The organism is Gabonibacter massiliensis (assembly GCA_001487125.1).
Classification (GTDB): domain Bacteria; phylum Bacteroidota; class Bacteroidia; order Bacteroidales; family Marinifilaceae; genus Gabonibacter; species Gabonibacter massiliensis.
Genome location: LN913011.1, coordinates 300,842 through 321,075, shown reverse-complemented (window position 1 = coordinate 321,075; position 20,234 = coordinate 300,842). Strand labels below are relative to the sequence as shown.

Sequence of the window (20,234 nt, the reverse complement as noted above, 5' to 3'; positions counted from 1 at the left end):
TAACCGAAGGTCTCTTTTAACCTTCTCCCCCTTGAAAAGGAAAACATGTAAATCCTTTATCATTTTTAAGAGATCGCAAAAATAACAAGTCGAACTTCAAGTTGTTTCTACTTTACGGTATGCTGCAAAAAATAGTTACCTTTGCAATAAATTTGCAACATCATGATAACGTTCGAACTTACAACAGCATACATCGAGTTAATCAAATTACTGAAGATTACCCGTATCGCGGAAAGCGGCGGTATGGCAAAAGTATTAGTGGAAAATGGAGAAGTGCGCCGAAACGGAGAAATAGAAACACGAAAAAGAGCCAAAATAACCAAAGGAGAAACCATTACAGTATTAGGGAAAACCATCCAAATCGTCTGATCAGTCTACCCTAAAAACAGAAAGAGACCCGAAGGTCTCTCCGTTTTAGTTGGTAAACTAAGTGGTGTTAACAGTACAAATATAAAAAAAATCTTGTCAGAAAAAAATATACAATTAAGACATTTTTATGTCCGTTCCCTTATCCCGGTTCAACCTCAAGCCATTACAAAATAAAAAAATACTGATATTTAAATATTTCCGTAATTTTAACACTATCTCTTCAAGAGAACGATACCGGAACGAACAGATCCTCCTCTTTTCCTCGTCGGGTTCTTACCCCTCGGTCTGACCGCAAGAGCCGATGAACCGCACTCTTCCCCCCGCTTCTCGTCCCAACGATCGGGTTAATAAGCGAGATCACCCGAAATCCGCACACGCGAGACCGCAAGCAACGTCAGGAATACAAGGTGTCTTGTAATAAGGCTCCTTGTATTATTTCAAAAGAATATCCACCGGGGTAATATGACTGATCGTATCACTCACCGGGCAACGTTCCTTAACCGTTTTTATCCACCTTTCCAATGTATCCGAATCGGCGTCCGTATCGGCTTTTATCACCACTTCTATTTGTTTGTAGCCGGCCCTGTCCTCACTCTTTTTTCCAAACAACTTATCCGGGTTCAGGCTACCTGACAACTTAATCTCGAGCTTTCTGAGCTCAAAGTTCATCTCTTGGGCCACCATGTGACACACGACATTTAAACAACCGGATAAAGCCGCCAGTAAATATTCCACGGGATTAGCTCCCGCATTCGTCCCTCCCAATTCGGCGGGCTCATCAACCACCATCTCAAAATTCCGTACTTTCACGAAAGTCTTCGTGGGATTCTCGCTATGCGCTCTCGCACGAAAAGTCAAATCTGCCATAACTACTACATTTAAAAAAGTAAGATCTTTCCCATTTTCATCGTTTACAGTAATAAAATCTTCGCCTTATCGTTCGACGGATATCTTACACGAAACAAATCTTTATTTCGTTTTAACGATATATAAAATAAAAGGTTTACGGTTTCCTTACCCTTCGCTACATCCGTATGGCCATGCAAGCAACTTTGTTGCCTCCCCGCCATGCTAAAAATCCGACTTTTCGCAGTAATAGATACGACAAAATGTATATATTTGGAAAAACAAACGGAATAACATTATAATGCCGGTATTCACGAGACGTCTTTCCCGTCATACGGATAAAAGAACTTACTAAAAACAATACTGACTTTTGAGGACACGATCAACGCTATAAATCACAATGGGAAAATCCGAAGATAAAAAGCAATGAAAAAACCCAAATCGTCTTTGCGTTGATTTGGGTTTCATTTGGTGATCCAGCTGGGAACATAAAACCTGCATTTTTTAACACTTAGCCAGATTTAATATCACACATAATCTATTGTTTTTCAGACAACTATTCACTATATTTGTTTAGTACGATAAAGAGAGGTTTCAGATTGGTCGTGCAACAGTCGTGCAAATTAAAAAATAAGCATCACTAAAAAAAATGTTATGGCTACTGTTTCTTTTGGAATACGCACAAAACGCAAGGATATTGATGAAGTAAATATTCGTGTCCGGTTTTTCAATGGTCGTAAATGCCAATTATATGGCAAAACACCATATTCCATTCCGTTGAAGGCTTGGGATATAAAACGTGAGACCATAAAAGATGATGCACAGATTTTTTCTGATACTTTCACGTTTGAATATGCACAGGATTTAATAGAAGTCCTCACAGATTTAAGGAAATATATCATTTCCTCATTTAATAGTTCGTATGGTGCAAGTTTACCCTCTACCTGGTTACAATCGGTTATTAATAAGTTTTACGAGATCAAAGCAGAGAAGGCGAAACAAACTTCGCCTATTTTGAAAGAAAATTTCTACAAATATTTAGAGCGTTATAAAAAAGAAATAAAAAATGGAACAAGGTTGACAAAGAAAAACACGCCATTTACTCCTGATACAGTGCGCAGTCGCAATAATAGTGTGAATATTATAATCAAATTTATACAAGAAAAAAACTATCTCTATTTTGAGGATGTTACAATGGATTTTTACAATGAATTTCTTCATTATTGTAACAATCAAAAATTCACACCCCAGACTACCGGCAAACACATAAAAGTTCTTAAACAGTTAGTTGATCAGGCAAGAGAGGAAAAATTGCATACCAACACTCAGACTACTTTGAAATCATTCAAAACTATTACCGGAGAATCTGACACAATATACCTGACCGCTACCGAAGTCAAATTATTTGAAAAGGTTGATTTGACAGATCATCCTGAACTCCAGTGTTCGAAAGATATATTTCTCTGTGGTATCTATACAGTGCAGCGTTATAGTGACTATCATCGAATAAATAAAGACAACCTGATCCAATTGTCCAATCATAGAAAAGCGCTTAAAATAAGACAAAAAAAAGGTGGCAAACATGTTGTTATTCCTATTTCGCCACGTTTAAACCGAATCCTTAAGAAATACGATTTTGATCTTCCAAAATCATATAGTAAAAAAATAAACGAGGACATAAAAAAAATTGGAGAACTTGCCGGAATTACTTACAAGGTAGATCATCAGGAACAGAAAGGTACCATGGTAATAAAAACAAAGGTTGAAAAATATAAATTAATTACCAGTCATACAGCTCGCCGTACCGGGGCAACTCTCCTGTATCTGGCAGGAATGGACACTTCTACGATTATGAAAATCACTGGTCACAAAAGTGAACGTGATTTCTATAAATACATCCGTGTCACAGCCGAAGAAAATGCGTTAAGACTTAGTAAAACGGACTACTTTAATAAAGGGATTTTTTCATTAAATTGATATTCGATTAATAATTCATAGCTTTACGTACTAACAACGTGCGATGAAAAATTTCACATTCGTTTCTGCACGCCCCTTCTTCAGGCGTGTGTTATTTTTACACACCTTTCCCGGCTGCTGATAGTACCCGGCAATCCTGCATTATTGTATTACCACCTCTCAACCCCGCACAATCATGAAAATCCTGCACAAATCCCTTTGCTTCATTAAATTGGTCGCTTTACTTTCCGACAAACTCAACGAACTCGTTGACTCTCCCGGCGACGTGATAATTGCGTTTGAATTTCGGTTCAGCACATTTACCCTGGAACAATTTCTTTATCACCTCCGGATGTGTTCTGCCGACCTGATTTCAGCGGAAATTATAGAACTGTGCCTGTCAACCACGCAAATCACACTCTTCTTTAAACTTTTTGACAGCCAGGTCAAACACACCGCCTCCCAGATCGGGAACATACAACGCCAGTGGAACCGCTACGATTTCAGGCACTACTTCCCGCCCGAACAATACACCCGGCTCGATGGAGCCATCAACACCCTGTCAACCACCTGCGACAACGTACTCGAAACCACCTCCCGTCTTCGTCTTTTCGCCGGAGTTCCTGACTCCCTTCCCGATATCCCGCCTTCAAAACCCCACTTCAACCGGTACGCCATAAAAACCGACGAACCCGGAAAGCTCCACACGCTGCTTATCCGTCATAAACTCATCCATTCCAATACCCAACCCGAAACAACCGCATATATATTTTACGGTATTGGTTCACCTTCTTCCTGGCAACCCGTCACCTGGTTAAAAACTGTCGCCGATCTCTCGTACTTCATTGACATGTTCTTCGGAATATCCGATCAGCGCAACAAATGGCGCACCGCTCACGATTCATTCCGTGATAAACGCCGGCACAAATTCAATTACAACTCCCTCCGTGGCAAACAATATAATTACCTCTCGAACCGCAGTTCCGAAACCCTCCGCATCATAGACCACATCAGGCGGGAACTCAAATAACATTGCAATCCATTGCAACATATTGCACCCCTCGTTGCAATGGATTGCAATTCGTTTCCCTTCTTTTCTTATATTCTTTTGTTCCACAACTTTTAAAAATCTGAGTTATGGAACAATCAATCATTATCCCCGTTTCCCTGGATGATTTAAAACAAATCGTTTCCGAGGCAGTCACCCGTGCTTTCACCGGTTCGCTCGACCGTTTTATTCCCGAAGAAAAAAAGTACCTCACCCGTAAAGAAGTCGCCCAAAAATTCCACGTTTCCCTCTCGACCGTCCACGCCTGGATAAACTCCGGAAAAATCCGGGCTGTTAAAATCGGTCGCCGCACCCTGTTCGACCTCTCCGAGGTTGACAACGCCGCCAGCCCCAAATACAAACGTCTCCAATATTCATGAGCCATGAAAACCTATCGTTACAGACTTCAGCCATACGGCGGCATGGCTTCCCGCTTCACCTGTCCGGCTTGCGGGGCCACACGTAAATTTGTCCGCTACATCGACACCGTCACCGGGCAGTTCGTGAATGAAAAAGTTGGCCGCTGCGAACGTTCCGAATCCTGCGGTTATCATTACACCCCACGGGAATATTTCCGTGACCTCCGCCGCCTGGGAATTGATCCGCCGTCCTCCCCCGGACAATCAGCCCCGGTTATCAAATCCGACACCTTTTCCATCATTCCCCCGGAACTGCTCGGCGGTTCCGCTCTCGCGTCACAACCCGAACAAACCGCCCTCCTGAAATTTCTTGTTTCACATCTTCATCTCACCCCCGCTCAGCTCAAACGACTCGTTGACACCTACCGCCTGCAATCCGCTTCATACGGCCGCATCGTTTTCCCGCAAATCGACGTCAGCGGGAACTACCGGACAGCCAAAATCATGGCCTACAACCCAGCAAACGGCCATCGCATAAAGGACCGTCCCGGCTCCTTTAACTGGCTCCACCGTACCCTCGTTTCCCAGGGCAAACTTCCCACTGATTTTCAACTCCGGCAATGCCTGTTTGGTGAACACCTCCTTCCATCCCATCCCCTCAAACCCGTTGGAATCGTGGAAAGCGAGAAAACAGCCCTCGTTTGTGCCCTTACTTATCCCAAACTCCTGTGGTTGGCTACCGGGGGTAAATACAACTTCACCCCTGACCGCTTCATCCCGTTAGCCGGGCGGATCATAAACGCTATTCCGGATGCGGGGAGCTACCGTTTCTGGGCAGTTAAGGCAAAAGCCATCACCCGCCTCGTGCGCTGTCAGCTCTATGTATCCGATTGCGTCGAACGTGTGGCAACCCCCGAACAGCATCAGGCGGGTATCGACATCGCCGATCTCGTTCTGGCAGGGCATCCGCCCCAATTCTTTTGACATCGTAACCTGATTGACGGGGGAGAGTACCTCCCCTTCATCACTCACTCGCATATTGGTTTATCTAATACTCCCACATCTCAAAAAATCATGATAAAAATACCTTCCATATCCATCAAACCTTACGGAATTGCCATATATGAGCAATACCCCACGGCTTTTCACCGCCGGGAAGACGACTTTCCACGTCCTCACCGCTGGCAACCGCCACGCCGGAACTCCCCCGAGGGCATCATCTCGGCGAAGGCTGCCCGCCGCATCCAGTCAGCCCTCAAATGGCTCCTTTTCTTTTCCAAAACCAAAAAAGCGTACAACCGGGAAACCCATCGTTGGGTAAGATTCCGGGTATCTCTCGTCACACTCACCCTGAGCGGTCCCCAACACCATTCCGACCAGGTCATCAAATCCCGCCTGTTCAATCAGCTTCTCACCGAACTCCGGGAACAAAACGGCATGATCCATTACGTTTGGAGAGCCGAAAAACAGGAAAACGGAAACATCCACTTTCACCTGGTCACCAACGTGTTCATCCATGCCGCCAAACTACGGGAAAAGTGGAACCGCATCCAGAACAAACTCGGCTACGTCGATGCCTACGCCAACCGGATGAACGCACAAATTCACTCTTTTGCCGATTACTACAACACCTTTGCAGGACAGGCCAACACCGACATACTCCGGCAGCGTTATATTTACGGGACGGCAACCCGTTGGCGAAATCCTAACAGTACCGATATACACAGCGTTCGCCAGATTCGTGACCTCGTCCGTTACCTGTGTAAATACCTTTGCAAAAACCTGCTCTCTGAATACACCTCCTATGATACAATTCCCCCGCATCTGCTTGTACATGGAAAACTTTGGGGATTGTCCCAGACCCTGAGCGCACTTAAAAACGTGACCGCTGTCGTTGATCGCTTCCTTTTCGACGATCTCACCACCCTGTGTACTGAATTTGCCGGCCGGATTATCCGTCACGACTACTGTACTTTCATCCCCGTTTCCTTTACCGAAATTATTCACTCCCGGTGTTCAGCCATACTCCGCTGCATTTACGAACGCCTCAAAGAAATCGGAATCCACATGTTACAACTCACTTAATCCACCTGATCATGAAAAAACGTACCTACTACTGTGGCCGCTGTCGTTATTTTCTTATTGACCCCAACCAACCCGATCGGGAAAAAGGAAAATGTCACGGTCTGAAAAAGAGAACAATCCTGGCCCGTCAAAAGGCTTGTAAACACTATCATCCCAAAAACCTGAAAAATTAACCCCATGCAAACCAATCTAAACACTCTGATTCTCGTTCGTGAAGAATTTTACACCGATCGTACCCTCGGTTCCATTCTTTTCCGGAACAATCTCTATGTCCGCACCCTTGAACCGCCGTACTATCCTCCCGGTCACCCCCGTCATAATGCCCGTCGTACTGCTGTCCCGCTGGGGCTTTACCGCCTGAAATTTCACGACAGTCCCCGTTTTGGCCCGTCAAAAATCTACCTCTCGGATGTTCCCCACCGTTCCGGCATCCTGATCCACGCCGGCAACACTCCCCCCGACACCACCGGGTGTATACTCGTGGGCTGCGATCTCCGTTCCGGACGTCTGACAGAATCTTGCGTGGCACTCCAACAGCTTGAAACACTCGCCCGGCGGCTTCACACCACCCACCGGGAAATCTTCCTGTACATCACCCGATAACAACTGGCATAAACACCCTGAAAACCATGTTTAAAAAACTCACCCCTCAAAACATCCGCCGCCTCCAAAGAAAAGCCACAAAATTTGGAGGACAGTTATATGTTCGAACTGGAACTTATAGACTAATTCTTCCGGAATATTGTATATTTTCATTTTATTCATTTTCGGCCCTATGGAACTTTATTCATGAATTACAAAAAAAACAAATCACATAAGATAGAGCTTTGGAAAATGGTTATTTTTGTAGCAAAATCAATCATGATGAACGCAAAAAGTGTTTTTATACAATTAAAAGATAATGCTATAAAAAAGAAAAGGAAGTGTATGTTTCCGGGTTGCTCTTGCGAAGCTATTAACTACTCTCACGTTTTTCAAAAAAATAAAATTTTAAATCAACTTGTTAGCAATGGGCATTTAATGATATTTGATTATAAAAATGATGGTGGATGTATATACAGATCGAAAGGTGTAAATAAGGCTTTTACTTTTAAAGGACTTTGCCAAAAGCATGACAATGATCTTTTTGCATCTATTGAAAAAGAGGAACCTAACTGGTTTGATACGAAGTCCCAGTATTTGCTTGGTTATAAATCAATATGCAGAGAATTTGCTATAAAACAAATTGCCGTGGAAATTAATTCCGAATTTGTAATATCTCTCAATAAGGGAATAGAATCTGATTATATAAAAGTTTTCAATCGTGACGTTGAACCTGAATTTGTAAAATCTTTTGAAGAAAATGTTGCTCTTTATCAAATATATAGAAAAAAACTTGTAGGGGAAAAGTTAGGGCTTTCAGATTTTCAAACTTATAAAGAACATCTTGAACAAGATATAATAAATGAAAGTTTTGAGAAATTTGAATTTACAACCATTGAACTTCCTTTTAAATTAGAAGTATGTATTTCAGCTCCTATATCAAATTCATATTCAGAAATTCCTAATGAAGATATTGCAAGAGCTGATCTGCCTGAAATGAATGTAATTAATATATTCCCATATCAAAATAAAACGATGGTAATAATAGGTTCTATTAAAGGCTTTCCCAATACATGGGCAAACAAGTTCATTAATAAATTGAAATCAGGAAATCAGACTACTCAACTTAAAGCAATAAGTGATCTTATTGTTTACAGGTGCGAGTTTCATTGTATGTCTGAATCTTTATTCAGAAAAATAGGAAAAGAAAAATTTCAACAGTATTATAATCTCTTTCGTCGTAATTTATATACTATGCGTGATATAGATATTGATTTAAACCTCTTTGAAAATTGTTTTGAATGTTAATAGGCCTAGTTTTATTTCAGGGATAATGAAACTTCAACTCTTACTATATAAGAGCTATCATTACATCCAATTCCGGTGACGTTCATACTTCCATCCTTTAGCTATCATCATTTGCCTGTATTTTAACCTGAATCCCGGATTCTTATTTCCATAAAAGCAACCGTAAGGTATTGAACGTTCCGGCAAACTGTCCAATAATTCTGAAAACCTTTTCATACCCAGTTTATTCGTGGAACAGGATAAAAATTTAAGATTCCCGCACCCTTCCACTTCCACTCCTTCCAGAACATTCTTACTGCATTCCAGTTCATACAATTCTTTACGCTCTCTCAAATTCAGCCAGCTCAATCGGTTACTCCTGCAATCCACGTATTTCAATTTCGCACATCCTTCAACATTCAGTCTCACCAAATCATTCGAATTACAAATCAAAACTTCCAGTTCCGGAACCTCTGATAAATCCAGAACTTCCAAAAAATTATACCCGCACCGCAACTCCCTTAATTTTCCACACCTTCCGAAATCCGCATCCGTCACACTGCATGCCGATATATCCAACCTCCGCAAATTCCTCCCAATCAACACCACTTCATACATCCCCTCATTTTGATAAACATGGTGACACCTGCCGTCATCCGTTCCGTCTCCCCACATCACCGAAAACTTTGTCGCTTCAATACCCATCCGGACCTTTCCATTCTGCTCGGTCATGATCTTCATACATACATAACAAAATCCCTTTAATTCTTTCGGTAAGTCCTTCGTGTAATCTGGTCCATCCATACTAATCAGTGTTTTGTGGGGACACAACTACAAAAAGAAAGAGTGAGCACCCCGAATTGTCCTTTCCCAGGGAACAGCGACGGACCCCATCACGGAACAAAACGGAGGCTCACGTATCTGCATACGTCGAGCCTTCCGCAAAGTTCTCCGTGATTCTCAAAAGTCGCTGTTATTTGGGAAAGGAGACTTTAGCGTTAAACTAAAACGTCAATATGTCTTTATTCATTTGTATTTCTACTGTACAAATATAGGAAAAATTTTGTAAAACAACACTTCATTACACTTTGCCCAACCATTTACATCCCAACATCACGAATCTGCCCTGTTCAGGTTTTCCGGAATCTTCTCGCAACGAATCACCAGCAATCCATCCGATACGGTAATCCTGGCAAAATCCCCGACCTCAAACCCTGCTTCTTTCAACCACACTCCGGCCAGGAAAATGGAAGGTAGCTTTCGCCCGTAGGTAGACCGGGGCGAATGAAGACACCTGATTCTCCGGGTGTCCACTTCATTTGTTTTTTTCTTGGGTGTTAGATCAACGGTCCTCATAACTTATTTGTATTAAGTGAGGGCGGAAATAAAAAAGACGGCTCCACCTTTCCCGTTGACTGACACCACAAAGGCCGAGGGCACATTAATGCTCCTCACGGGGGTACAGAGCCGTGTATCAGATCAGCGGGCATAAAAAAGCCCGCCGAAGATAAGGCAGGTTTCCCGGCCTTTGTGTATGTCAGTCACTCCAAATATACGACTTTATTTTATTTTATGAAATTTCTTTAATTAAAATATCATATACCTCTAGGATCAATTTATTTTATTGGTTATAATAAATATTTTTTAGATACCTTTGTTTATTAAGCAGTGAAAGTGGTAGAGGCATCAGATTTTCATAAAAATATTTTGACAATGGAAATTGCGAATCTTAAACAGTTAGTGTTTTTTTGGGTTGAACATTATAGAAATTTGAATGATGTTGGAATCAACTTTGGTTCAGATTATACATTTCAGATCAATCAGGAGTCGAATAGATTGAAATTAGAAAGAATAAATAATGATAAATATGTAACAAATTTTTTTCTTTCTGAAACAGGGGGAAGAGTAAATAATGTATCTGCTATAATTGGAGAAAATGGATGTGGTAAATCAAATTTACTTGCGGCATTGCGGATAGCTATCTCCGGTTATTGGCATCATCATCTCTTTGATACAGTAGATAGTAGATATATAATGATATTTAAAACAAATGAAGGATTTGGATACATTAGTAATTCAGATGTTTATTCAGAAGAAAAATTTGAATCAATAAATCGTGATAATCTTACAACTGTATTTTTTTCTCCAGTAATTGATTTCTCTAATTACTCACCTGGTTATCCTAATCTGAAATATGATGTATCGTCCAATGTATTATTAAGTGAAGATCATATAGATATTCGGGGATTTCGTCATGAAATAAAAGACCCAATACTTTTTCATAAACACCAAGATACTTGGCGGCAAATTAATTTTATAAACAACATTTCTAAAGCCCAACGGAAAGCTATTGATGATTTGATACATCTGCCAGAAAAAGTTATTATAACAACATATCTAGCTAAAAATGTAAATGAAAAAAATGTTCCTTCTGATTTAAATAAATGCTTTAAATTATTACTTGATAAATTTAGAAATGGAAATATTGATGATGTAAACAATACCAGATATAAGGAGAAACCTCTCTATAAACGATTAATTTTAGAACAACTTATAACAAACTTCTACCTTTGCTTTGATATTGAATACCCTCAGTATAACTATCCTTTAGATGATGTTATAGGATTGGTACAACCAGTAGATATTGATGCAGAAAAAGGATTCAAAATCCTCTTAAATACTTTAAATCAAAACAGAGAACTCGGTTTGAATACATCTTTTATTTTAGAGTTTTGGGAAGAATTGAAATTATCTTTAAATAATTCTGAATTAGTCGATCATGAAGGTGTAATAAGTACATCATTTAAACTCCCTTTATCTCAAACCAAGAGACTACTTGATAAATACATTAGATATCTTGTTGAGTTAAATAAATACAGTCCAGATATAACTAAAGAAAGCAGATATCAGAATTTTGGTTTTTTGGATATTGATTGGCATGAACTAAGTAGTGGTGAGAAAGCATATTTGAACTTATTTTCCCGATTATATAGTGTAAGAGAGGACTTTAGTAGACGGAAAGAACGATTTCCAGATAACATTTTATTTCTTATTGATGAAGGAGAAACTGGTTTCCATTTACAATGGCAAAAAAACTATATTAATAATCTACTTCAAATAACTTCAGAAATATTCACTCTGAGAAAAGGTTATACTAACGAAAGAAATTTGAACCTTCAATTTATTTTTGCTTCACATTCTCCGGTCAGTTTGTCTGATATCCCCAATTATAATATTGTTTATCTAACGGCAGGTAGAGTTCTGGAAGGACAGGAACGTCCTTCTAATTCTTTTGCTGCTAATATTCATAATTTAATGACACATTCATTTTTTCTTAAAAATGGATTAGTAGGACAATTTGCTATAAATAAAATTAATCGTTTAATCTGTGATCTTCAGTCAGCTAACAATATTGATTATTTAGATTCCAAAAAAATAATTGAAATTATAGATGAACCTATTTTAAATCAACAATTACAATCGATGTGGGTAAAAAGATTCGGGAAAGAGGAAGAAATTATTATTATTCAGCAAAAAATCAATGAATTAAAAAATCGATTAGAAGAACTAAAAATGAATTCCAATGATAAACATTAGTACACCTAATACCCAGTCTGCTTTAAAAGAACATTTGAAAGCGTTAAGGCCGATATTGGAAAAACGTATAAAAGGACTGAATATAACTATTGCTGAATGTGAACAAATAATTAAATGTAAGCCTGAAGATATGCTTAAAATGTTTACAGAATGGAAAAAACAAGGTAAAATACAAATAAAGCAAGAGAAAAAGAAAGAAAATATAATAGACATTCAATATATTGGAGATAAAAGAATTACTAAGATTTTTAATTATGCGGAGTTTGCGAAAAAGGGAAATGAGGAAAAAGGGAAATATGGTGCTTATCAATTAGCAAAGAACTTAGATATTCGAGTTTGTCCATATTGTAATAGAATGTATACAGTTACAGCTATACATTCGAAAAATGAGTTTATAACTCGACCAGAATTTGATCATTTTTTTCCTCAGAGTACGTATCCTTTGTTTGCACTTTCATTTTATAATTTAATTCCAAGTTGTACGATATGTAATGGAGTAGTAAAAGGCAAAAAAGAATTGAATTTACAAGATTACATACACCCATATGTTGACAATAATATTGCAGACTTTAATTTTGATTATATCCCTGAAGGAGTAAATCAGGTTAAAGAAATTACGATCAATGTACGAAATGATTCTAAAATTTCTAACACATTAGATTTTTTTAAAATAAAAAAAATATATAATGAACATAGAGATGTTGTAGAAAACTTGATACAATTAAAAGATGTTTTTTCAATAGATTATTTAAAGAGTTTGCGAGATACATTTCAGTTAGATATTGATGAAGAATTATTATATCCTCTTATTTTCGATACGTGTTTTAATGAAACTGATTTCCATAAGCGTCCTTTCTCTAAATTGAAAAAGGATATTGTAAAAAAACTCAATTTATAATTAATGAAGCAATTATTTATTCAATTTTGTACAGTTGATAAACTTCAATAATTGAGTTTATCGTCTTTTCCCCCCGCTTTTAAGTAACATAATCCCATCGGGATTATGGAACAGCCCCACGGATCACCCCACGACCGAAGCCGTCCCACAATCCGGATTATGTTAAATAAAAGCTCCTCGCCATCCCTGCCAAACCCGCAAACCCCTGATATCCCATTCCGCCACCCTTGCCATACCCATCCGCCACACCGTCCTATACACACCCCTGATATCCCGCCTCCATCACAACACGCCCTCTGCCGCTTCTGCCAGTCTCTCCGGAAATGCCCGACAGTAACCCGGTCTCTTTTTCCACTGTCCTCTCACGGGCACACCCCGCCCCCCGCTGAGCCTGCAGCTACGGCTTCCATGTCTCTGACGGACGAAGCCATTACCATCCCTCGCTCCCCGCCACACCTTTTTTGCCGTTGTCCCAGCACATGCCCGACAGCAAACAAACCGTTCTTTCCATCCTTTTCTCACGGGCATCTACCCGCATCCACCCACATTTGACCCTCTATTTATTGTGACTATTCCCACAACCTTCCCACGACCCAAAACAGTCACAAAAAATTCCCCTTCACTCCATATCGCTCCATCGCTACACTCCATCCACCCGTCCGCAAAAATGGGAGCCTTTGAACCCACATCCCGCTTTTCAAAAGCTCCCATCTATGCGTCCCATGCACCACACCTCGCAATCCGTTCCCGTCCGTCCCCGTGCTTGTGCCTGGTGATTCCTCCCCCTTCTGACAATAGAACAGACCGGTTCCCCCACATCCTCTCACACTTCCGGTCCGTTCTATTGTCCCGTGCTTCGCCTCCCTTCATTAATCACTAGGCACCGCCACCACCTCACACCCGCAAACACGCCCTTCCCACCGCTTTTCCCGTCGCCCTGCAAAGCGCCGACAGAAACATCATCACATTTGCCATCGTCATCTGCGGCGCCAGTATCTCCATTCGAAAAATGTACCAATTGTCACCGGCATATCTTCGGCATACTGCCGGCATACGTCATACAAAAATTGAAATACACGTTATCCCATCACTCGTGTTAAAGCCTTCATTTAAATATATAATGATCTGCAAATAAGCATATATTGTGATAAATCACCGATCCATCACATAAAAATTACAGTCATGAAAGCAAAAACAAACGAATTATTTGAAGATTTCACCGGCTCAACCGGTAACATTACCGCTGCCCATTCTGCCGGTCATTTGGTTGTACGCAACAAAGTTATTCCAACCTACACGGATACAGAGTATCAGCGGGTTTTACGTCAGAATTTCAGCCGTTTTGCAAAGAACTGGCAGGATTTAACGGATACACAACGGGCACTCTGGGCTGAAAAGTCAAAAACCGTTTCAGCTTCCGGTTCTTATTACGGGATATCCGGAAAGATCAGCGGGTTTAACCTGTATGTCCGTTGCAATATGAACCTCGAACTCATTGGTATCACCACGCCATTGACCCAACCCGCAGACGATCTGACCAGTCCATTGCCTGGCTTCGCTTCCTTGACACTGGCAGATTCAGCCCTGAAAATTTCATTTGACGGAAACGTGAGTGAAAATGATGTGTTGCTTGTTCGCATTACTCCGTTGTCGGTAGGGCAGAGTACTAACATCAACGGACTTAGACAGGTTGGAACTGTTGCAGGAGGAGCCGCCGAAGCAACTATCACTGAAAAATACACCGCACAATTTGGTGTACCGGTAGTTGGTGAAAAGGTACAGGTGCAGATTTATGCCATTAATGCTATCAGTGGTTATGCTTCGGCACGACAGATTTTTGTTTCTAACATAGCCGGGGCATCTGCCGGTTAATTAAACTCAGGCATGGCCCTGTAAGAAAGGAGGTAATTATGGCAACGAATTGGAAAAAGACACTTTGGGACATTATTCTCACGATTCTTTCCCTGGGAATTTCCCATATCCAGAAACGTAAAAAAAAATTAGAGGAGGAGAGCAAAAAATCCACAAATACGTCCTCCGGAAACTAATCATTTACCTTTATTGTGTGTATAAGCGGCTCTGAAAAGGCCGCTTATCTTTTATAGTGGGTTTAAAATATGATCTTTCTAATAGGATAAAATACACTGAAATTTAAAATTAGTCGTGCAATGGTCGTGCAAATTGTAAAAATAACTACAAAAAAACAAATGCTAAATAAGTGATTTACACATATTTAGCATTTTCGAATCTGTGATCCAGCTGGGATTCGAACCCAGGACCCCAACATTAAAAGTGTTGTGCTCTACCGGCTGAGCTACTGAATCGTCAATTGTTTTTTACAATTGCGGTGCAAAGATAGTGATTCCTATTGATTCTACAAGAATTTAGGCGGAAATTTTCAAAAAAGTTTGTCATAAAAGAGCGTCCGTACCGCAGAGAAGTCAGGCTTCGGCTATTTCTATATGCAGGGATTCGATTTTCAATAAACGTTCCTGAAGGCGGGCAGCATCTTTTTTTCTAATACTCAACAACATATCGCAATCCATCTCAAAAGTTCGCTCCAAGACCTCCGCTTCTTCCTCTTTCAATACTTTCATTACATCATTCATCACCAAATAGCTGAATCTGATATGAAATATTTCATTCACGGTCTTTTCAATAATTACGGCATGGGCAATCGCGTCGGAGGCAGCTTCCCTATAGGCCTGAATCAACCCGGAAACCCCTAATTTTGTCCCTCCAAAATACCGGATCACGACAATCAGTACATTCGTCAGCTCGTGCGCATGAATCTGTCCAAGAATCGGTTTCCCGGCTGTGGAAGAAGGTTCTCCATCATCGTTAGCCCGAAATCTCAACTTGTCTGCCCCCAAGCAATAAGCATAGCAATGATGGCGGGCATCATAGTATCGGGTTTTTACTCCGGCTATAATTTCTTTGATCTCGTTCTCATCGGATACCGGATAAACATAAGAAATAAAACGACTGCCTTTCTCCTTATACAGGCCTTCGGCAATCGCTTGTATTGTCTTATAGGTATCTTCCATAAACAATTACAACATGCTATTGTTCAGGTTAATTATTACAATACAATTTTTTCTGCAACTCTTCCACTCGAGAACGGAATGCACGATCCGTTTCCATCTGGTCGGAAACGGCCTTACAAGCGTAAAGAACAGTCGTATGATCTTTTTTTCCGATCTGGTTACCGATATAGGAAAGGGAAGCATTGGTAAAATTTTTACTGAAATACATGGCTAACTGTCGAGCCTGCACTACTTCCCGCTTCCGGGTTTTCTCCTGCAAAAGTTGAGCCGGCATGTTGAAATACTCGCATACCACTTCCTGAATACGCTCTACGGTAAGCTCCGCCATTTGTCGTTTCACCATCTTACCCAATATCTCTTTCACGACTTCGACCGTCAGATCCTTTCGGTTAAAAGTGGACTGAGCCAACAGAGAGATCATAGCACCTTCCAATTCGCGCACGTTATTATTCACGTACTTACAAATGTATTCCAATATCTCATCCGAAAAGTCAATTCCGTCCTTCTTAGCTTTAAAACGGGCAATCTCCATACGAGTTTCGAAATCCGGCGCTTTGATCTCTGCGGACAAGCCCCATCTGAAACGAGAAAGCAAACGTTCTTCCAAACCACTCAACTCTGCCGGAGCTCGATCGGAAGTTAAGATCAATTGCTTACCGGATTGGTGAAGATGATTGAAAATATGGAAAAAAGTATTTTGAGTTGCGGTTTTTCCAGCCAACTCATGAATATCATCCAGTATCAAAACGTCTATCAGTTGATAAAAATGCAAGAAATCATTGATCTCGTTTTTACGAACGGCCTCGGTAAACTGCGTTTGAAAAACATTCGTCGTGACATACAGCACCACCTTTTCCGGAAAATTCTGTTTTACCTCCAATCCGACAGCCTGAGCCAAATGCGTTTTCCCCAAACCGGACCCCCCATAAATCAATAAAGGATTAAAAGCGGTTCCCCCGGGACTTTGAGCGATGGCGACACCTGCAGATTTCGCCAAACGGTTACAACTTCCCTCTATATAGCTTTCCAGCGTATAAGAAGGATTCAACTGAGAATCGATTTGCAAACGATTATTACAACGTTCAAACGGATTTTTCAAGGCTGTTCCGTTTGCCGTTTTATCGTAATAGGCGGTATTAGGTTCAATTTTTTTCGTATGGTTAGATGACATTTTTACCGATAAAGGTTCCGTACGACGACTCTCCTCGACGACAACAGAATATTCCAACTTCGCAGTCGGACCGATTACCGAACGAATGGCATTTCTCAATATCTCCACGAAATGCTCCTCCAAGCACTCGTAGACATATAAACTCGGAACTTGAATAATCAACACATCTTGCTGAAAACTCAAAGCATGTATCGGCTCAAACCACGTCTTAAAGGTCTTTGGCGGTACCTGCTCCCGGATCAAACTTAAACATTCTGCCCAAATACTATTACAATCCATTCTCATTTGTATATCTTTTAAATTTCACCTTATCGTGAAATGGAATGCTAAATTCGAAAAAAAAAATCAGAAAAAAAATGTCGGTTTTGTTTGTTTTTTATCAATTCCAGCTTACAAATTATATATCAGCCGTTTAGACACAATCACCTATCAACAAGAATGTTACACGAAAAACTTAACATAAAATCCTCTCTCCATTAATTCAATCCACTTAACATAATTGTAACACAATCGAAGGAGATTCAAAAAAGGTAAAGCTTTAAAACATAGAGAAGAGAAACCATTTATTTTATCTTCAAGATACAAAATAATACACATAATTATGTTAAGTAAACAAAATCCCCATTTTTATTATTTAGAACAATTCTATTTTGTCAAATGAAGTCGATTTTAACAATATATGCGTTATTATATCGTTTCATAACATTATCCAACTGACGTTGCGCTGACTTCAATTTTTTATACGTATTCCAAATGTATAAATACTTCCCTTTATATCTAACTTCCTTTAAATTAGGATTTTGCTTATATATCTCAGCCTCAGGCGATAAACGATTTTCCGATTCGTAAATCACAATACCATACTCCATATTATCTTTTTTACCGGAGGAAAAATCTATTAACGAAAGGTTAATAAACTTCTTGGGATTATACCTGAACTCGACTAAAAGCCTATTCAGATTCTCTGAAACCTGATTCAGATTGTAATAAAATTCATCATTATTAACAAATGCGCCTAAGGTACCTCTACCCTCATTCATTTTAATCAAGATGGAATCGACCTCAGACAAAGCATTTTGCAAAACGAGCAAGGTTTGCTTCAAATTTGCCTGCCGAATGGAATCGCTAATTGCGGCAAAATTGGATAAAGTCCTTGAAATCTCGCCGTTATTCTGTTCCAGATTAGCCGTTATGCTATTTATATGTTCCAATATCTGGCTGATACGCCCGGCCTCCCCTTCGATCAAGGTATCCAGATTCCCCGAAGCTCCTTCCAAATGATGTAGTGTCCGATCAATACTACGAAAACTATTAGCCAAATTTTGCTTCGTATCTTCATTAAATAGTCCTTGTATAATGGATAGAACAGAATCCAAAGATGAAAAAAGATGCTCGGCTTTCTGCTTTAAAGGTAACATCTGGTTGCTTACCTGCTCCATCAACCCCTGTTCCAACTGAGTTCTTAAGGTATCCCCGTTAACTGCCAATTGCTGAGCATTTCCCGGAATCAAATTAATGATCTTCGATCCCATTAAATCCGCACTTTGAATATAGGCGGAAGTATTCCGCGCCAATTCCAATCCCTTCTTGACTGAAAATTCCACTAACACCTTATCGAAACGTTCTCCGGTAAAAGAGATCGAGAGTACTTGTCCCACCTGATATCCCCGGTAAACCACACCGCTTGAAACCTTCAACCCGTCAACCCTATCATAAAGTCCGTAAAAGACATTTCTGGACTCAAACAAAGAACTTCCTTTCAGAAAATTTATTCCCCAAATCAAAATAATTACCGCCAACAATGCCGTTATCGCTAATTTAACCTCCCTTTTTATCTTCATAAGCTGCATTTTATTTCTTTTCCCATTTTTTCACTTCGGACAACGGTACGACCCGACCGTTCGATATCGCGATCACAAAACAGTCTTTTACGCTTTTACGCAGTCGCTTTTGTACTTTCTGAACCTCTTCATAAGAAGAAAATTTACCCACATAATATTTATACCGACCGTCACTCCGTATCTCCTCGATCTTATCTTTCAAACGTAAACGTTTCAGATCCGTAACCCTGGTAGCAGAAGAGAGCACTTGTACGGCGTAGAACCATTCTCTATCGGACGATACGGCTTTAGGCTCTTCCTTCAATACGATACTCTTCTTCTCCATCTTATTTTTGTATTCTCTAAATGCACTAAAAATCGCCTGAGCCATTTTTTGTTGTCCCGATTCACTTGTCAGGTATTGCAAATCTTTAGCGTTGGAAATAAAACCGGTTTCAACCAATATGGCAGGCATGCCGACATCCATCAGCACGATAAAACCGGCTTGCCTTACTTCCCGATTGACCGATCCTAAACTTTTCACCAACTCCTGTTGAACCGGAGTAGCTAATTCCATGCTGTTGATCAGGTAGCTGTTCTTCATAAAATTGAACATGATATACGACTCTGTCTTTTGCGGATCAAATCCGTCGTATTTCACCGTATAATCCTCCTCGTAATGAATGGCTTCATTTTCCTTCATGGCAACCTGCAAGCTGGCCTCCGATTTATGCAACCCGAGCACGTATGTTTCCACCCCCCGGACCGTCGGATTCTTAAATTTATTCACATGGATCGAGATAAACAGCTGGGCTTTTTCCTTGTTGGCAATCTTTCCCCGTTCCCTCAAATCAACGGCCACATCCTTCTTGCGGGTATACACTATTTTCATATCAGGATAATTCTTGTGAATCAAATTCCCTAATTTCAGGGCAATAGCCAAAGTAATATCCTTCTCTTTTACCTTTCCATTTATCGCTCCCGGATCCTTTCCGCCATGCCCTGCATCTATACAAATACAGGAGATTTTTCCCAATTGATCCTGTGCCGACAGAGGGCCGAAAAAACCAAACAAGCAACAAATAAACATTAAAACAATAATCCCGTACCGATTTATCATGTTATTTAAAACTTTTTAAAAAGAAACATGAGTATTAACATCAATATTT

The 20,234-nt window shown here is 40.3% G+C and carries 23 protein-coding genes and 1 tRNA gene; 12 read left to right on the top strand and 12 right to left on the bottom strand.

Annotated features, from left to right (window positions below; all coding sequences use genetic code 11):
• The first annotated feature begins 162 nt into the window (after window positions 1–162).
• Window positions 163–369 (top strand): RNA-binding S4 domain-containing protein, encoded by a 207-nt coding sequence (locus tag BN3283_RS02240; protein WP_041502260.1) that lies wholly within the window; start codon window positions 163–165, stop codon window positions 367–369.
• Between the two features lie 432 nt (window positions 370–801).
• Here BN3283_RS02240 and BN3283_RS02235 read toward each other — a convergent pair whose 3' ends face one another.
• Entirely contained in the window at window positions 802–1,236 is a 435-nt protein-coding gene (locus BN3283_RS02235) for an OsmC family protein (RefSeq protein WP_059025500.1), read from the bottom strand.
• A gap of 633 nt (window positions 1,237–1,869) precedes the next feature.
• On the opposite strand from BN3283_RS02235, the gene BN3283_RS02230 reads away from it, so the two are divergent.
• The 4 genes from BN3283_RS02230 (at window position 1,870) to BN3283_RS02215 (ending at window position 5,562) form a co-directional block, all read left to right on the top strand.
• Window positions 1,870–3,192, top strand: coding sequence for a tyrosine-type recombinase/integrase (locus BN3283_RS02230; RefSeq protein WP_059025499.1), 1,323 nt, complete (start codon window positions 1,870–1,872; stop codon window positions 3,190–3,192).
• Window positions 3,193–3,367: 175 nt separating this feature from the next.
• Window positions 3,368–4,201, top strand: coding sequence for a hypothetical protein (locus BN3283_RS14455; RefSeq protein WP_147625524.1), 834 nt, complete (start codon window positions 3,368–3,370; stop codon window positions 4,199–4,201).
• A gap of 107 nt (window positions 4,202–4,308) precedes the next feature.
• Window positions 4,309–4,599 (top strand): helix-turn-helix domain-containing protein, encoded by a 291-nt coding sequence (locus BN3283_RS02220; RefSeq protein ID WP_059025497.1) that lies wholly within the window; start codon window positions 4,309–4,311, stop codon window positions 4,597–4,599.
• 3 nt (window positions 4,600–4,602) lie between these two features.
• Window positions 4,603–5,562, top strand: coding sequence for a DUF6371 domain-containing protein (locus BN3283_RS02215; RefSeq protein WP_147625523.1), 960 nt, complete (start codon window positions 4,603–4,605; stop codon window positions 5,560–5,562).
• A gap of 191 nt (window positions 5,563–5,753) precedes the next feature.
• On the opposite strand, the gene BN3283_RS14450 is transcribed toward BN3283_RS02215, so the two are convergent.
• Complete coding sequence (locus BN3283_RS14450; protein ID WP_147625522.1) at window positions 5,754–5,963, bottom strand: hypothetical protein; 210 nt, start codon at window positions 5,961–5,963, stop codon at window positions 5,754–5,756.
• Between BN3283_RS14450 and BN3283_RS14445 the strand changes: the two genes are divergently transcribed.
• From BN3283_RS14445 to BN3283_RS02195, 4 genes are all read left to right on the top strand, one after another.
• Entirely contained in the window at window positions 5,929–6,663 is a 735-nt protein-coding gene (locus BN3283_RS14445) for a rolling circle replication-associated protein (protein WP_434059163.1), read from the top strand. The genes BN3283_RS14450 and BN3283_RS14445 overlap by 35 nt on opposite strands.
• A gap of 11 nt (window positions 6,664–6,674) precedes the next feature.
• Window positions 6,675–6,836: a hypothetical protein gene (locus BN3283_RS14440; RefSeq protein ID WP_154665521.1), complete on the top strand. Its 162-nt coding sequence runs from the start codon at window positions 6,675–6,677 to the stop codon at window positions 6,834–6,836.
• A gap of 4 nt (window positions 6,837–6,840) precedes the next feature.
• Window positions 6,841–7,266, top strand: coding sequence for a DUF5675 family protein (locus BN3283_RS14730; RefSeq protein WP_350308227.1), 426 nt, complete (start codon window positions 6,841–6,843; stop codon window positions 7,264–7,266).
• 186 nt (window positions 7,267–7,452) lie between these two features.
• Window positions 7,453–8,553: a hypothetical protein gene (locus BN3283_RS02195; RefSeq protein WP_059025492.1), complete on the top strand. Its 1,101-nt coding sequence runs from the start codon at window positions 7,453–7,455 to the stop codon at window positions 8,551–8,553.
• 60 nt (window positions 8,554–8,613) lie between these two features.
• Here the strand turns inward: BN3283_RS02195 and BN3283_RS02190 are convergent, their stop codons facing one another.
• Window positions 8,614–9,336, bottom strand: a complete 723-nt coding sequence (locus BN3283_RS02190; RefSeq protein WP_059025491.1) for a leucine-rich repeat domain-containing protein — start codon at window positions 9,334–9,336, stop codon at window positions 8,614–8,616.
• A 309-nt stretch (window positions 9,337–9,645) separates the two neighbouring features.
• Window positions 9,646–9,888, bottom strand: a complete 243-nt coding sequence (locus BN3283_RS02185; protein WP_059025490.1) for a SymE family type I addiction module toxin — start codon at window positions 9,886–9,888, stop codon at window positions 9,646–9,648.
• A 357-nt stretch (window positions 9,889–10,245) separates the two neighbouring features.
• Between BN3283_RS02185 and BN3283_RS02180 the strand changes: the two genes are divergently transcribed.
• Together BN3283_RS02180 and BN3283_RS02175 are read left to right on the top strand one after the other, a co-directional pair.
• Entirely contained in the window at window positions 10,246–12,129 is a 1,884-nt protein-coding gene (locus tag BN3283_RS02180) for an AAA family ATPase (RefSeq protein WP_059025489.1), read from the top strand.
• Window positions 12,116–13,027 carry a hypothetical protein gene (locus tag BN3283_RS02175; RefSeq protein ID WP_059025488.1) on the top strand — a complete coding sequence of 304 codons (912 nt, stop codon included), beginning with the start codon at window positions 12,116–12,118 and terminating at the stop codon, window positions 13,025–13,027. The genes BN3283_RS02180 and BN3283_RS02175 overlap by 14 nt, the downstream gene beginning before the upstream one ends.
• A 282-nt stretch (window positions 13,028–13,309) precedes the next feature.
• Here BN3283_RS02175 and BN3283_RS14430 read toward each other — a convergent pair whose 3' ends face one another.
• From BN3283_RS14430 to BN3283_RS14420, 3 genes are all read right to left on the bottom strand, one after another.
• Window positions 13,310–13,555, bottom strand: coding sequence for a hypothetical protein (locus BN3283_RS14430; RefSeq protein WP_147625518.1), 246 nt, complete (start codon window positions 13,553–13,555; stop codon window positions 13,310–13,312).
• 74 nt (window positions 13,556–13,629) lie between these two features.
• Window positions 13,630–13,854, bottom strand: a complete 225-nt coding sequence (locus BN3283_RS14425; RefSeq protein ID WP_147625517.1) for a hypothetical protein — start codon at window positions 13,852–13,854, stop codon at window positions 13,630–13,632.
• A 67-nt stretch (window positions 13,855–13,921) separates the two neighbouring features.
• Window positions 13,922–14,080, bottom strand: a complete 159-nt coding sequence (locus tag BN3283_RS14420) for a hypothetical protein (protein ID WP_154665520.1) — start codon at window positions 14,078–14,080, stop codon at window positions 13,922–13,924.
• A gap of 129 nt (window positions 14,081–14,209) precedes the next feature.
• On the opposite strand from BN3283_RS14420, the gene BN3283_RS02165 reads away from it, so the two are divergent.
• Window positions 14,210–14,899, top strand: coding sequence for a hypothetical protein (locus tag BN3283_RS02165; RefSeq protein ID WP_059025486.1), 690 nt, complete (start codon window positions 14,210–14,212; stop codon window positions 14,897–14,899).
• Window positions 14,900–15,278: 379 nt separating this feature from the next.
• Here BN3283_RS02165 and BN3283_RS02160 read toward each other — a convergent pair.
• From BN3283_RS02160 to BN3283_RS02140, 5 genes are all read right to left on the bottom strand, one after another.
• Window positions 15,279–15,351, bottom strand: a tRNA-Lys gene (locus BN3283_RS02160).
• A 117-nt stretch (window positions 15,352–15,468) separates the two neighbouring features.
• Window positions 15,469–16,074 carry an IMPACT family protein gene (locus BN3283_RS02155; RefSeq protein WP_059025485.1) on the bottom strand — a complete coding sequence of 202 codons (606 nt, stop codon included), beginning with the start codon at window positions 16,072–16,074 and terminating at the stop codon, window positions 15,469–15,471.
• Between the two features lie 28 nt (window positions 16,075–16,102).
• The gene (gene dnaA, locus BN3283_RS02150) at window positions 16,103–17,530 is read right to left on the bottom strand and encodes a chromosomal replication initiator protein DnaA (RefSeq protein WP_059025484.1); all 1,428 of its coding nucleotides are present in this window, start codon (window positions 17,528–17,530) and stop codon (window positions 16,103–16,105) included.
• Window positions 17,531–17,898: 368 nt separating this feature from the next.
• Window positions 17,899–19,086: an MlaD family protein gene (locus BN3283_RS02145; RefSeq protein WP_059025523.1), complete on the bottom strand. Its 1,188-nt coding sequence runs from the start codon at window positions 19,084–19,086 to the stop codon at window positions 17,899–17,901.
• Window positions 19,087–19,096: 10 nt separating this feature from the next.
• Window positions 19,097–20,185, bottom strand: a complete 1,089-nt coding sequence (locus tag BN3283_RS02140; RefSeq protein WP_041502264.1) for an N-acetylmuramoyl-L-alanine amidase — start codon at window positions 20,183–20,185, stop codon at window positions 19,097–19,099.
• Window positions 20,186–20,234: the final 49 nt, after the last annotated feature.